This window comes from Hymenobacter chitinivorans DSM 11115 (assembly GCF_002797555.1).
Classification (GTDB): Bacteria; Bacteroidota; Bacteroidia; order Cytophagales; family Hymenobacteraceae; genus Hymenobacter; species Hymenobacter chitinivorans.
In genome coordinates this window covers 67,965-82,653 of the sequence record NZ_PGFA01000001.1, presented here as the reverse complement: position 1 = coordinate 82,653, position 14,689 = coordinate 67,965, and the positions used below count along the sequence as shown (strand labels likewise).

Sequence of the window (14,689 nt, the reverse complement as noted above, 5' to 3'; positions counted from 1 at the left end):
AACTTGGGGCCTAGCTTGGCTGTATCCTTTTAGCAGCAACTACGCGGCGACTCCTGTATATTTGGTAGATGTTCTGCGCCGAGTGGGCCGCGGGCATCCCTCCGGCCTTGAATCGACTTGTCTTCTCTTTTTTGCGTTACCTGTGGCCGGCCCTGGCGCTGCTGAGCGGCTGTGCCCAGCCCAGTAAGCAGCCCGCCTACCGCATCGGGTTTTCGCAGTGCAGCACGGCCGGGCCCTGGCGGCAGGCCATGCTGGCCGGGATGGAGCGGGAGCTGAGCTTCCACCCCGAGGTAGAGCTACGCATGCTCAACGCCCACGACAACAGCCAGGTGCAGCAGCAGCAAATCCGGGAGCTGATGCGTGGGGGTATTGATTTGCTCATCGTGTCACCCTACGAGGCGGGTCCGGTGACGCCGGCCGTGGAGGAAGCCTACCGCCGCGGCATTCCGGTGGTGCTGCTCGACCGGCGCACGGCCTCCCGGCAGTATACGGCCTACGTGGGCGGCGACAACCTGGAGGTGGGCCAGACGGCGGCCCGCTACGCCGCCCGCCTGCTCAATCACCACGGCCGCATCATCGAGGTGCTGGGCACGCCCGGCTCCTCGGCCACTTCCGACCGGCACCAGGGCTTTGCCCAAACCCTGGCGGCCTACCCCGACCTGCAAGTAGTTAGCCAGGTAACCGGCGACTGGACCGAGAAAAAGCTGCCCGCCCTGGCCACGGCCCTGCAGGCCCACCCCGAGGTGTCGCTCATCTTTGCCCACAACGACGGCATGGGCCGCGGGGCCGCCGAAATCTGCCGGCAGCTGGGTTTGGGAAAAAAGGTGAAAATCATTGGCGTGGATGGGCTGGCGGGTAAGAACGAAGGCCTGGACCTGGTGCAGCGGGGCATCGAAACGGCCTCGGTGCTGTACTCGCCCGGCGGTGAGGACGCCATTCGCACGGCCCTGAGCATTCTCAGCAAGCAGCCCTACAAGCACGAAAACACGCTCGGCACTATTGTCATCGACTCGACCAACGTGCGGACGATGCAGCAGCAGACCGACAAGATGATAACTCAGCAGCAGGACATCGAGCGGCAGCAAAGTCTGCTTCAGCGCCTGCAAGCCACCTACGCCAGTCAGCAAACCATTCTGTACGGACTGCTGGCCACGTTGCTGGGCGCCACGGTGCTGGGGATGATAGCCTGGAACTCGGCCCGCAAAAACCGGCTCATCAACCACCAGCTGGCTTTGCAAAACGCCGAAAACGACAAAATTAACCGCCAGCTGGTCAGTCAGAACGAAGAAATCCGCAAGCAGCGCAACCAGCTTGAAGCCCTGGCCGAACAGGCCCGCGCCGATACCGAGGCCAAGCTGCGCTTCTTCACCAACTTTAGTCACGAGCTGCGCACCCCGCTCACCCTCATCCTGGGCCCGGTGGAAGAGCTGCTCACCAGCAGCCCCGATCTGAGTGCGGCCCAGCGCCAGGACCTGGCCCTGGTGCGCCGCAACACCCAACGCCTGCTGCAGCTGGTGAATCAGCTGCTGGACTTCCGTAAAATCGAGGTGGGCAAAATGGCGGTGCGGGCCACGGAAAGCAACCTGGTGGCTTTCGTGCGCGAAATTGTGGACGCCTTCGAGAAGCCGGCCCGCCTGCGCGGCGTGACGCTGCGCTTTTTGGCCGCCGAGCCCGTGCTGCCGGCCTGGTTCGACGGCAACATCCTGGATAAGGTCTTTTTCAACCTGCTCTCCAACGCCCTGAAGTTTACCCCCGACCAGGGCCAGATTACTATCAGTCTGCAGCAAGGCGAAGGCCAGACCCTGCGCGTGAGCATCGCCGACACCGGCCGGGGCATCTCGGACCAGGACCGGGCCCATATCTTCGAGTGGTTTTATCAGGGTGACCAGGGCGCCGTGGCCAAAGGCTCGGGCATGGGCCTGGCGTTGGCTCAGGGCCTGGTGCGCCTGCACCAGGGCCAGCTCACGTTTAGCTCCCAGCCGGGCCAGGGCAGCACCTTCGTCGTGACCCTGCCGCGGGAGCTGCCCGCCGAACTGCGCTCCATCGAGCCGGCCGCGCCCACGCTGCTCACCCTCGACGAGCCCGAAGCCCTGGCCACCGACTTTGGCCCCGACGCCGAGGCCGCCACGGCCGACGCCCACAGCGAGACGCTGGTGCTGGTCATTGAGGACAACCCCGAGGTCAACGACTTCCTGGCCCGCAAGCTGCGCCACGACTTCCGGGTGCAGACGGCCACCGATGGGCACAGCGGCTTCCGCCTGGCCACCGACCTGATTCCGGACCTGATTGTGTGCGACGTCATGATGCCCGGCCTCAGCGGCCTGGAAGTGGTGACCCAGCTGCGCAACGACTGGCGCACCTCGCACATTCCGGTGGTGCTGCTCACGGCCCGCAACGCGCCCGAGCAGCAGGTGGAAGGCGTGCAGGCCGGCGCCGACCTGTACTTGACCAAGCCCTTCAACCCTACTTTCCTGCTGGAAAGCGTGCGGACGCTGCTGGCCAACCGCGCCCGGCAGCGGGAGCATTTCCGCCGCGAGCTGAGCGTAGACTCGGCCACGGTGACGACCACCAACCCCGACCAGAAATTCCTGCAGGACCTGACGGGCATCGTGGAAAGCAACCTGACCAAGACCGACCTCTCCGTGGAAGACATTGCCCGTAGCCTGGGCATCTCGCGCATGCAGCTCTACCGCAAAGTGAAGGCCGTACTCGGCACTGGCGTCACCGACTTCATTCAGAGCCTGCGCCTGACCAAGGCCCGGGAGTTGCTGCTCAACGAAGCGCTAACGATTTCGGAAGTGGCCTACGAGTTGGGCTTTTCCTCGCCCTCTTACTTCTCCACTTCCTTCAAGGCCCGCTACCAGATTTCCCCGTCCGAGTTTCGCAGCCTGCACATTGCCCCGCAGCACTGATATATTCTCAAAAGCCCTGTTATAAAACTGCAACCGGCCCCTTCCAGGGCCGGTTTTTTTTATTTTATATCTATCAGAAATTCAAGCAAATACCACTGTTTTAGCCGGTGAACGAATTTTGAAATAAATCAGCAAGCCCTTGCTGATGCGGGCCTGCAATTTTGTGCAACCCGGTAGCTCGGCCCTGCCCCGCAACTGCAAACGTTTGCACCGCTGCCCCAGGCCCGCCGGCTGGTCCACTCACCCCGAATTCTTCTCAATCCTCCGGACGCCTGCGTCACCCTGCTTTCCCGGCGGGCCCGTCGTCAGTCGTCTTTTCTGCCCCCTCTCCCTTCACTTAACCCACATTACTATGCCGTTTTTACTCCAATTCCCCCACGGCTCCCGCCCGCTCCGGCTGCTGCTAACGCCGGCCCTGGGTAGCATTCTGCTCACGAGCCTGGCGGCCGCCCACCCCCTGACGAGCCCGGCGACTCCCCACGTCTGGGCGGCCATTCCGGCCCGCACCGACGCGGTAAAGGATCTGTACTCGGCCTTCCTGGTAAATGCTCCCGTTTCGGGCCGCGTAGTGGATGCTGACGGCCAAGGTATGCCGGGCGTGACGGTGGTAGTGGCGGGCACCACCCTGGGCGGAGCCACCAACACCAACGGGGAATACCTGATTCCGGACGTACCGGCCGGGGCCCAAACCCTGGTTATTTCGTCGGTGGGTTACATCACTGCACGCATCCCCATTACGGTAGTGGACGGGCAGACGACGACCGTGGGCAGCACCACGCTGAATGAAGACGTGCAGGCCCTGAAAGAAGTCGTAGTTGTAGGCTACGGCACCCAGAGCCGGCAGGAGCTTACCACCGCAGTGTCGTCGGTAAGCGCTAAAGCTCTTGAGCGCCAGCCCGTAGCGGGCTTCGACCAGGCCCTGCAAGGCCAGACTCCCGGCGTGCAGGTGACTTCGCCGAGCGGGGCTCCGGGCGCGGGCATCAACGTGCGGATTCGGGGCAACAACTCGATTAGCATGAGCAACTCCCCGCTCTACGTTATCGACGGGGTGCCAGTGCTGCCGACGTATGACCGGGAGCTGAGCATCGGCAACCAGAAACCCAACCCGCTCAACACGCTCAACCCCAACGACATTGAAAGCATCGACGTGCTGAAGGACGGCGCCGCGGCGGCTATTTACGGCCTGCGCGCTTCCAACGGCGTCGTTGTCATCACCACCAAGCGCGGCAAAATCGGCAAGCCCCAGCTGGGCTTCAGCATGTTTTTCGGGCAGCAGCAGCTGCGCAAGAAGATTGACCTGCTCAACGCCCGCCAATTTGCCGAGTACTACAACGAAGCCCGGGCCAATGCCAGCACTCCGCTCGGGCCGGCTTATACCGACCTCAACAACCTGCCCGCCAACACCGACTGGCAGGACGAGATGTACCGCAAAGCGGCCATTCAGAGCTACCAGCTCAACGTGAGCGGCGGCACCGACAAAACCCGCTACTACGTGTCGGGCGGCTACTTCAAGCAGGACGGCATCATCCGCAATTCGGGCTTCGACCGCTACAACTTCAAGCTCAACCTGGACCAGCAGGCCGGCAACCGCTTCCGCTTTGGCACCAACCTGAACTTTAGCCGCACCAACAACAACGGCAGCGTCCGGAGCGAAATTGCGCTGGGCAGCTCGGGTACCGTGCTCGGCGCCCTGGCCCAGATTCCGACCGTGCCGGTCTACAACCCCGACGGCACCTACGGCCTGAACCCCTTCTCGCTGTCGGACAACCCCATCGGCAACCTGCTCGAAACCCACAACAACGCCATTATCTACCAAGCTATTGGCAACGTGTATGGGGAGGCCGACATCCGCGACAACCTCAAATTCCGGACCTCGCTCGGCCTGGACTTCCGGACCCAGCTCGAAAACCAGTACATCACCCGGGAATATCCCGGCACCTCGCGCTCCACGCCCGAGCAAAACCTGAAGGGCAGCGCCGCCACCGGCACCAACATTCAGAACATCTGGCTGTGGGAAAACACGCTGACCTACGACCCCAAGCTCGGTGACCGGCACCGCCTGACGCTGCTGGCCGGCCAGTCGGTGCAGGAGTCGAACCGCTTTACGTCCGGGGCCTCCTCGCAGGGTTTTGCTTCCAACGCCAGCCCCTACGTATCGGCCGGCGCTACCCGCACCGGCACCAACAGCTACGAGGACGAGTGGGGCCTGATGAGCTACTTCGGCCGGGCTATCTACAACTATGACGAGCGCTACCTGGCGACCGTCAGCCTGCGCGCCGACGCGACCAGCAAGTTCGAGCAGCACTGGGGTTACTTCCCCGCCGTATCGGTGGCCTGGCGCGTGGCCAAGGAGTCGTTCTTCCCGCAGAATGGCACCGTCTCCGACTTCAAAATCCGGGGCAGCTACGGCGTGAACGGCAACCAGGAAATCTATACCTATTCCCGGTTTAGCTCCTACGACACCGGCTCGAACTACGGGGGCGGCAGCGGTACCAACATCGTGGGCGGTATTCGGCCCGGCCGCATCGGCAACCGCGACCTGAAGTGGGAAACCACCAAGCAGGTCAACGTGGGGGTAGACCTGAACCTGCTGCAGGACCGCGCCCAGTTCACCTTCGACGCCTACCGCAAGCGCACCACCGACCTGCTCTACAACGTCCCGATTGCGCCCAGCACCGGCGCGCAGACGCTGGAAGTAACCCAGAACCTGGGCGAAATTGAGAACAAGGGCATCGAGTTGGGCCTGACTACCAACAACGTGCAGGGCAACGAAGGCAGCTTCAGCTGGACTACGAACCTGAACTTTACCCTCAACCGCAACCAGCTGGTAAACCTGGGCCAGCAAACCAACGAGCAGAACGTGCTGGTGGACCGCGAAGTAATCGGCAACAACAACATCCTGCGCAAAGGCCAGCCCCTGGGCTCCTTCTTCGGCTACGTGGCCACCGGCATCTTCCAGTCGGCCGACGAGATTAAGTCGGCTCCCAAGCAGGACAACGCCAAGCCCGGCGACGTGCGCTTTGCCGACGTCAACAACGACGGCGTGATTAACGACAAGGACCGCACCATCATCGGCAACCCCAACCCCAAGTCCATTGCGGGCGTGACCAACACGTTCACCTTCAAGGGCCTGGAGCTGTCGGTGTTCTTCCAGGGCAGCTTCGGCAATGATATTCAGAACCTGAACCGCCAGACGATTGAAAGTGCCGTGGGCCCGGTAAACCAGAGCACGGCCGTGCTCAACCGCTGGACGCCGACGAACACGAACACCAACATTCCGCGGGCTTCCACGGAGGATTTGAACCAGAACAACCGCTTCTCGACCCGCTTCGTGGAAGACGGCTCCTACGTGCGCCTCAAAAACCTGACCCTGGCCTACAACATCCCGACCACGCTGCTGCAGAAAGCCCACTTCAGTGGCCTGCGCCTCTACGTGACCGGCCAGAACCTGCTGACCTGGACCGACTACTCGGGCTACGACCCGGAAGTAAGCGCCGACCCGTTCTCCAGCACCACGTTTGGCCGCGACTTCGGCACCTATCCGCAGGCGCGCACCTACACCATCGGCCTGAACGCCAGCTTCTAACCGCACCTCCCTCTCCCGACGAATCCCATGAAAAAGATATTCATCCCCGTTTTCGCCCTGATGCTGCTGGGTGGCTGCAACGTGCTCGACAAAGAGCCGCTGCCCACGGTGTCGCCCAACACATTCTTCAAAACCGGTGACGACGCCGAAGCCGCCATTACGGCCGCCTACGATGCCCTGCAGGGCACCGGCCTCTGGAGCCAGGATTTGATTGTGGCCGGCGAAATGCCTTCCGACAACTGCACCAGCGCCAACGGCGACGTGGGCTCCATGGAGCGCATTGCCTGGACGCCCACCACCAGCCAGGTGACCAACATTTACCGCGACTCCTACATCGGCATCAACCGCGCCAACGCCGTGATTAAGTACGTGCCGGGCATTTCGATGCCGGCGCAGCGCCGCGATGAAATCCTGGGCGAAGCCTACTTCCTGCGGGGCCTGCACTACTTCAACCTGGTGAAGCTGTACGGGGGCGTACCGCTGCGCCTGGAGCCCACCGAAAGCGGCACGCCCGAGGCGGTGTCGCTGCCCCGGGCCTCGGCCGAAGCCGTGTACGCCCAGGTGGTGTCGGACCTGACCCAGGCCGCCGAAAAGGCCCCGGCCGCCAAAAACTTCCGGGCCAGCCGGGCGGCGGCCAGCGCCATTCTGGCCCGCGTGCAGCTCACCCAGCGCCAGTGGAGCGCGGCCCTGGCCGCCGCCAACGCGGTGCTCAGCAACAAGACGTACTCGCTCAACGGCAGCTTTAAGTCGCTGTTTCCGGCCAACAACACCGGGGAGTCCATCTTCGAAATCCAGAACTCGGGCGCGCTCGACGGCAACAACATCCTGCCCGACTTGCTGCTGCCCAACCCGCCGGCTACCTACTCTTTCCCCAAGTTCAACATTCCAACCCAGGAGCTGGTACAGCTGGGCTTGTCGGATAAGAACGACAAGCGCTGGGCGGCCATTGGGCCCGTGCCCGGCGGCATCGACCACGCCAGCTACGTGGACGGCGGGGCCGGTACCGGCAACGACAACGGCCCCTTCGTGTACAAGTGGCCCGGCAACCCCAACGCTTTCAACAGCCCCGACAACACGTATGTCATTCGCCTGGCCGAGGTATACCTGATTTATGCCGAGGCCGCCAACGAGCTGGGTAACCCCGCCTCCGACGTGCTCGACAAGCTTAACACCGTGCGCCGCCGGGCTGGCCTGGCCGATTTCCCCGCCGCCGGGGCTACCAAGGAAAGCCTGCGGGCCGAAATTGACAAGCAGCGCCGCCTGGAGCTGGCCTTCGAGGGCGAGCGGTGGTACGACCTGCTGCGCTACGCCCGCCACACCCAGGCCGACCCCTCGGCCAAGCACGCCAAGACGGCTTTGGATGTGATTGAGCAAATCCGCGGCAGCCGGGAGGAAAAGTACCTGCTCTTCCCGATTCCGCAGAACGAAATGAACAACAACGCCCAGTCGTCGCAAAACCCTGGGTTCTAAGCGTCGGGGGCGCTGCAACGCCCCCGATTTGTTTTGCGCGGCCGTGGGGAGGCCTGGTCGCGCGAAGCCGGGGCCGGTTTCGGTGTGGGAGAGAAACGAAACCGGCCCGCAGGCTTCACCTGCTGGTACTTCTCCTGGCCTTCGAGTGGCGCCGCTGGGGCGCCGCGCACTACTGCTCTCCGCTCAACTTCCCTTTCTAGCATGTTCCGCACTTTTTCCTTGTCCGCTTCCGCCCTGGCCCTGCTGCTCTCGCTCGGGGGGCTAACCACCAGCTGCCAGCGTACTCCGCAGGCCAGCTCGGCCGCGGCCCGCGGCGCGGCCTTCTGGCTGACCACCACGGATAAAACGGCGCTGTTTCAGAGCCAGGCCGCCCTGCCCTGGACCACGGCCCAGCCCTCGGGCGCCGTTATTGACATCAACGACCAACAGACGTTTCAGCCCATCGACGGGTTTGGCTACTGCCTCACCGGCGGCTCGGCCGAGCTGCTGCACCGCATGGGCGCCCCGGAGCGCAAGGCCCTGCTGCAGGAGCTCTTCGGTACCGACGGCAACAACATCGGCGTGAGCTACCTCCGCCTGAGCATCGGGGCTTCCGACCTCGATGCCCAGGTTTTCAGCTACGACGACCTGCCCGCCGGCCAAACTGACCCGGAGCTGACCAAGTTCAGCCTGGCCCCCGACCAGCCGCACCTGATTCCGGTGCTCAAGGAAATTCTGGCCATCAACCCCAAGATTAAAATCCTCGGTTCGCCCTGGTCGCCGCCCACCTGGATGAAAACCAACGGCAACTCCAAGGGCGGCTCACTCAAGCCCGAGTTCTACGACGCCTACGCCCGCTACTTCGTGAAGTATGTGCAGGGCATGAAGGCCCAGGGCGTGCGAATTGACGCCATTACGGTGCAGAACGAGCCCCTGCACCCGGGCAATAACCCCAGCCTGCTCATGCTGGCCGAGCAGCAGGCCGAGTTCGTGAAAAAGAACCTGGGCCCGGCCTTTCAGCAGGCCAAGATCGACACGAAAATCATCGTCTACGACCACAACTGCGACAAGCCCGAGTATCCGCTCACCATCCTCAACGACCCCGAGGCCAAGAAGTACGTGGATGGCTCGGCCTTCCACATGTACGCCGGGCAGATTGATGCCCTGAGCAAGGTGCACGACGCCCATCCCGACAAGAGCCTGTACTTCACCGAGCAGTGGGTGGGCTCGAAGAGCAAATTCGCCGAAAACCTGCCCTGGCACGTGCGCACCCTCATCATCGGGGCCACCCGCAACTGGGCCCGCACCGTGCTGGAGTGGAACCTGGCCGCCGACCCCCAGCAAAACCCGCACACGCCCGGCGGCTGCACCGAGTGCCGCGGCGCCCTGACTCTGGACGGCAACAACGTGACCCGCGAAGACGCCTACTACATCATTGCCCACGCCAGCAAGTTTGCCCGCCCCGGCTCGGTGCGCATCGGCTCTACCCTGCCCGAAAAGCTGCCCAACGTGGCCTTCAAAGCCCCCAACGGCGACAAGGTGCTGGTGGTGCAAAACGACAGTCCGGCGGCCCAGACCTTCAGCGTGCGGCACCAGGGCAAAGCCTTTGCCGCCACCCTACCCGCCGGCGGCGTGGGCACCTACGTGTGGTAGCCCCGCCTCCTTCCCTTCCCTTCCCTTCCCTTCCTGACCTCACTTAACTCACTCCTATTTCAAAATTCCCATGAAACAACTCTTTACTCTTGCTACTGTGGCTGCTCTGACGGCCGCTTCGCTCTCGGCTCAGGCCCAGATTACCGTGGACGGCACCCTGTCGGCCGCCGAAATCGGGACGGGGGCGGGTAAGTACCAGCTGGTGGGCACCTACACCAATGCCCACTCCGAAGCCGACCGGGGCCTGAAGGCGCTCTACATGGGCACCACGGCCACCACGCTCAACATTATGGTGGTGGCCTCGCCCGAGAAAGGCGACTACAACGCCCTGCTGCTGTACCTGGACGCGCCCAACAAAACCGGCGTGGCGGCCAATACCAAGCTGGCCGGCGGCTCCGACAACTCCTCGCAGTTTCGCAGCCAGCCCACCCTCGACATGCCCGTGGATTACGGCTTCCGCCTGACCGTGTCGCCGTTTTCCGCTACCGGCAGCGGCGACGTCTACCACAGCAAGATTGACTTTACGGCCAACCCGACCAGCGCCGGCAAATACCCCGACGTGTACCTGGGCTCGACCAACAAAACCGGTACGGCCTTCACGATTACGGATGCCAACAGCGGCGTGCTGGGCGGCAAGATTTCCTACAAAACCAGCGCCACCGGCAGCGTAGCCGCCAATACCACCACGGGCTGGGAAATCGAGTACCCGCTGTCGGCCCTGGGCGGAGCCTCTACCAACGACATTTTCCGGGTGATGGTGGCCTACGTGGGCGACAACGCCGAGTTCTATTCCGACGTGCTGCCCCAGATTTCGGGCCGGACCACAGCCCTGGGAGCCAACCCCGACTTTACCGCCATTGCCGGCACCCAGAGCTACTCCTACCGGGTGGGCACGGGCGTGCTGGCTAGCCGCGCGGCTTCGGAGGCTTTGCAGGTGGCTGCCTACCCCAACCCCGTGGCTGCCAACAGCCGCCTGAGCTACACCGTGCCCACCGCTACTGCCGTGGCCGTGAACGTATACAACAGCCTGGGCCAGAAAGTACTTAGCCTGCTGGACGCGGCTCAGCCGGCCGGAACTCATGACCTGGCCCTGGCCCCGCTGCGCCAGCTCCCGGCCGGTGCTTACCTGGTCACGCTGCGCGTGGGCTCCGAACTGAGCACCCGCCGCGTGGTGGTCGAATAACCGCTTGATTCTTACCGGCCAGTGCCCCCGGCGGGTGCTGGCCTTACCTTTTTTACTAGCTGCTATGCGTTTTTCTGCTTCTGCTTCCCGTCGTCTTCGTTTGGCCCTGAGCTGCGTGCTGCTGCCAGTGGCCTTGCTCACCCAGTGCACCTCGGAAAAGGAAGACACGCCAGCTCCCGGCGGCGGGGGCACCACCGGCGGCACGGGGGGCGGGGGCGGCAATCCGCCAACTACCGGCCCCTCCCAGGTGGCCCTGTGGCTGACCACGCCCGACCAGGCTTCGCTGTTTCAGAAAAGTGCGGCGGTGCTCAACTTCCAGGCACCCAGCAGCTCCAATCCGACCATTATCGTCGACACGACCAAGACCTACCAGTCGATTGACGGGTTTGGCTACACGCTCACCGGCGGCAGCGCCATGCTCATCAACCAGCTCAGCGCCCCTACCCGCACGGCGCTGCTGCAGGAGCTTTTCGCCACCGACAACACCAACATCGGCACCAGCTACCTGCGCATCAGCATCGGGGCTTCCGACTTGGATGCCCGCCCCTTTACCTACGACGATTTGCCGGCCGGGCAGACCGACCCCCAGCTCGAAAAGTTCAGCCTCGCCCCCGACAAAACCGACCTGATTCCGGTGCTCAAGAGCATTCTGGCGCTGAACCCCACGCTGAAGATTCTGGGCTCCCCATGGTCGGCGCCGGCCTGGATGAAAACCAACGGCAGCCTGAAGGGCGGCTCTTTGAAACCCGAATACTACGCGGCCTACGCCCAGTACTTCGTGAAGTACCTCAAAGCCATGCAGGCCGAGGGCATCACGCTCGACGCGGTGACGCTGCAAAACGAGCCCCTCAACGAGTACAACAACCCCAGCCTGGTGATGACGGCCGCCCAGCAGGCCGACTTCATCAAAAACCACGTGGGCCCGGCCCTGCGGGCGGCCGGCCTGAATACCAAGATTATCCTCTACGACCACAACCTTGACCGGACCGACTACCCGCTGGCAATCCTAGCCGACCCAGTGGCCAGTCAGTACGTGGATGGCTCGGCCTTTCACCTCTACGCGGGCAGCATCTCGGCCCTGACCGGCGTGCACAACGCCTACCCCACCAAGAACGTGTACTTCACCGAGCAGTGGGTGGGCGGCCCCGGCAACTTCGCCGGCGACTTTGGCTGGCACGTGAATAACCTCATCATCGGGGCCACCCGCAACTGGAGCAAGAACGTGCTGGAGTGGAACCTGGCCGCCGACCAGAACTACGGCCCCCACACCGACGGCGGCTGCTCCACCTGCCTGGGCGCCCTGACCATCAATGGCAACAGCGTGACCCGCAACCCGGCCTACTACACGGTGGCCCACGCCGCCAAATTCGTGCGCCCGGGCTCCGTCCGCATCGATACCAACGTGCCCAGCAGCCTGTCGAACGTGGCCTTCAAGAACCCCGACGGCAAGAAGGTCCTCATCGTGCAAAACGGCAGCAGCCAGTCGCAAAGCTTCGACATTCAGTACCGTGGCAAGGTCGTCACGAGCGTGCTGAGCGCCGGTGCCGTCGGCACCTACGTCTGGTAGGCCCGGCTTTTTTCTAGACCCGCTTTTCCTCCTTTTCCCCTTATCCCGCTCCGCTTTCCGCTCTTCCGCTTTCCGCCCCGCTCACACCTGTTCTCCGCTCTGTCTCTCCGTTTTTTTCCACCACCAAAATTCCCACAGAACATGAACAAGACTACCTTTTTAGCGGGTGCGGCGCGGCAGCTGCGCACGGCGCTGGTGCTGGCCACCGGCTTCCTGGTCCTGGGCCACGAGGCCACGGCCCAGAGCTTTTTGCGGGCCGACGGGCAGCGCATCGTTAATGCCAGCAACCAGGAAGTGATACTGAACGGCATGAACCTGGGCAACTGGGCCGTGCAGGAAGGTTACATGATGAAAGTGGGCTGGCCCGGCCTCGACGGCAAGCAGACCCAGGGCAAGGTCAAAAAGACCCTTTATAACGCGGGCATGAGCGACGCGGCCGTGGAAACCTTCTACCAGAACTACCGCGACAATTTCATCACCAAGCCCGATATCGACTACATCGCCAGCAAGGGCTTCAACTGCGTGCGCCTGCCGCTGCACTACGAGCTGTTTCTGACGCCCGCCCAGCGGGCCGTGCGCAACAGCGTGATGCGCGGCACCGTCTCGTACGACTCCTACGTGAGCCAGCTCACGGGCTGGTACAACAACAATCAGCTCTTCGTAGACCCGGCCAACATGGCGGCGCTGCGCATGATTGACAACACCCTGGCCTGGGCTCAGGCCAACAACATGTACGTGGTGCTCGACATGCACGCCGTGCCGGGTTCCCAGGGCACCGACGCCAACATTGCCGACCAGATTGTGGCCAACGACCTCTGGAACCGGCAGATCAACCAGGACGTGCTGGATCGGCTGTGGCGCTTCGTCTCGAACCGCTACAAGAACGACTCCCGGGTGGCCATGTACGACTTGATCAACGAGCCGAACAACTTCCCCAACAACCCCAAGATTCACGACGTGCTGCAGCGCCTGATTACCTCCATTCGGAGTCAGGGCGACAACCACCTGATTTTGGTCGAGGGCAACGGCTGGGGCAACGACTACAACTACATGGAGCCCTTTACCTTCTCCAACCGCACCAACCTGGTGTATAACTCCCACCGCTACAGCGGCGGCGGGTATGAGATGGACAACGGCGTGAACTCGACCGGCGGCGGGGCCAACGACCTGCGCTTTATCGGTAACCTGCGCAACTTCCGCTCGACCCACAACGTGCCGATTTGGGTGGGTGAAACCGGCGAAAACACCGACACCTGGATGCGCGACGCGGCCAAGAACCTGAACTCGGTGGGCATCGGCTGGTGCCACTGGACCTACAAGCGCTTCGAGGACCGCAGCAACCCGGCCTTTATGCACATCAACCCGCCCTACGTGGTGGACGGCCCGGCGGGCCTGAACCAGGTGCTGACCAACATTCAGTGGGCCAACTGCGTGCCTAACACGACCGTGGCGGCTGTGTCGCCAAACCAGAACGGCATTATTAACTACCCCGGCGGCGGCAACTACAACGGCACCACCGCCACGCCCAGCGGCCCCAGCATCGGGCGCATCTACGAAATCAGCTCCAAGAACGGGGGCAAGGCCATGGAAGTATCGGCCAACTCCCAGGTAAACGGCGGCCGGGTGCAGCAGTGGGGCTGGGTGGCCTCGGCCAGCCAGAAGTGGAAGCTCGTGGATGCCGGCGGCGGCTACGTACGCATCGTGAATTTGAACAGCAACAAGAGCCTCGACATTGCTGGCCCCAGCACTGCCGACGGCGCCGCCGTGCACCAGTGGGACTGGCTGAGCCAGGACAGCCAGTACTGGCAGATTCTGAGCAATGGCGACGGCACCTACCGCATCATCAGCAAGTACAGCGGTAAGGCCCTCGACGTGGAAAACAACTCCACCGCCGACGGCGCCGCTATTCACATGTGGACTTACGGCGGCGGCAACAACCAGCGCTGGTACTTCTCGGACCAGGGGGCGGCCCGCCCGGCCCTGGCGGCCACGGCCGGCTCGGCGGCCGATGCGCGCCTGCAGCTCTACCCCACCACCGTAACTACCACGCTAACTTTTGACTACACCGCCACCCAAGCCCAGCCGTTGCGCGTAGAGCTGGTGGATATGCTGGGCAAAACCGTGCTCCAACGCCCGGCCGCTCCGGCTACTACTGGTCTGAACACTTTTACCCTGAACGTGGCGGCGTTGCCGGCCGGCGTGTATGTGCTGCGCCTCGGCACCACCGAGGGCCAGCTGCAGCGCCGCCTGGTTATCAGCCGCTAGCCTGATTTTTTTACCCGCGGCCCGTCGGCGCCTCTCCGCCGACGGGCCGCTTAGGCGGTCCTCCCCGCGCATCC

Annotated in this window: 7 protein-coding genes; all 7 read left to right on the top strand. The window is 63.3% G+C overall.

The window, feature by feature from the left end; all coding sequences use genetic code 11:
• Positions 1-107 precede the first annotated feature (107 nt).
• The 7 genes from CLV45_RS00360 (at position 108) to CLV45_RS00330 (ending at position 14,615) form a co-directional block, all read left to right on the top strand.
• Positions 108-2,912 (top strand): substrate-binding domain-containing protein, encoded by a 2,805-nt coding sequence (locus CLV45_RS00360; protein WP_211289882.1) that lies wholly within the window; start codon positions 108-110, stop codon positions 2,910-2,912.
• Between the two features lie 352 nt (positions 2,913-3,264).
• Positions 3,265-6,498: a SusC/RagA family TonB-linked outer membrane protein gene (locus CLV45_RS00355; RefSeq protein WP_157807194.1), complete on the top strand. Its 3,234-nt coding sequence runs from the start codon at positions 3,265-3,267 to the stop codon at positions 6,496-6,498.
• A gap of 27 nt (positions 6,499-6,525) precedes the next feature.
• On the top strand, positions 6,526-7,968 hold the full coding sequence (locus CLV45_RS00350; protein ID WP_100334418.1) for a RagB/SusD family nutrient uptake outer membrane protein: 1,443 nt from the start codon (positions 6,526-6,528) through the stop codon (positions 7,966-7,968).
• A gap of 201 nt (positions 7,969-8,169) precedes the next feature.
• On the top strand, positions 8,170-9,600 hold the full coding sequence (locus CLV45_RS00345) for a glycoside hydrolase family 30 protein (RefSeq protein WP_100334417.1): 1,431 nt from the start codon (positions 8,170-8,172) through the stop codon (positions 9,598-9,600).
• Positions 9,601-9,670: 70 nt separating this feature from the next.
• Positions 9,671-10,783, top strand: a complete 1,113-nt coding sequence (locus CLV45_RS00340) for a T9SS type A sorting domain-containing protein (protein ID WP_100334416.1) — start codon at positions 9,671-9,673, stop codon at positions 10,781-10,783.
• A 64-nt stretch (positions 10,784-10,847) separates the two neighbouring features.
• A complete protein-coding gene (locus CLV45_RS00335; RefSeq protein WP_100334415.1) occupies positions 10,848-12,350 on the top strand; it encodes a glycoside hydrolase family 30 protein in 1,503 nt (500 codons plus the stop codon).
• A 141-nt stretch (positions 12,351-12,491) separates the two neighbouring features.
• Positions 12,492-14,615 (top strand): RICIN domain-containing protein, encoded by a 2,124-nt coding sequence (locus CLV45_RS00330; protein ID WP_100334414.1) that lies wholly within the window; start codon positions 12,492-12,494, stop codon positions 14,613-14,615.
• The last annotated feature ends 74 nt before the right edge of the window (positions 14,616-14,689 follow it).

Excerpts from the sequence above, each read along its gene's own strand:
- CLV45_RS00355 (WP_157807194.1), top strand. The coding sequence starts at position 3,265 with ATGCCGTTTTTACTCCAATTCCCCCACGGCTCCCGCCCGCTCCGGCTG.
- CLV45_RS00350 (WP_100334418.1), top strand. The coding sequence starts at position 6,526 with ATGAAAAAGATATTCATCCCCGTTTTCGCCCTGATGCTGCTGGGTGGC.
- CLV45_RS00345 (WP_100334417.1), top strand. The coding sequence starts at position 8,170 with ATGTTCCGCACTTTTTCCTTGTCCGCTTCCGCCCTGGCCCTGCTGCTC.
- CLV45_RS00340 (WP_100334416.1), top strand. The coding sequence starts at position 9,671 with ATGAAACAACTCTTTACTCTTGCTACTGTGGCTGCTCTGACGGCCGCT.
- CLV45_RS00335 (WP_100334415.1), top strand. The coding sequence starts at position 10,848 with ATGCGTTTTTCTGCTTCTGCTTCCCGTCGTCTTCGTTTGGCCCTGAGC.
- CLV45_RS00330 (WP_100334414.1), top strand. The coding sequence starts at position 12,492 with ATGAACAAGACTACCTTTTTAGCGGGTGCGGCGCGGCAGCTGCGCACG.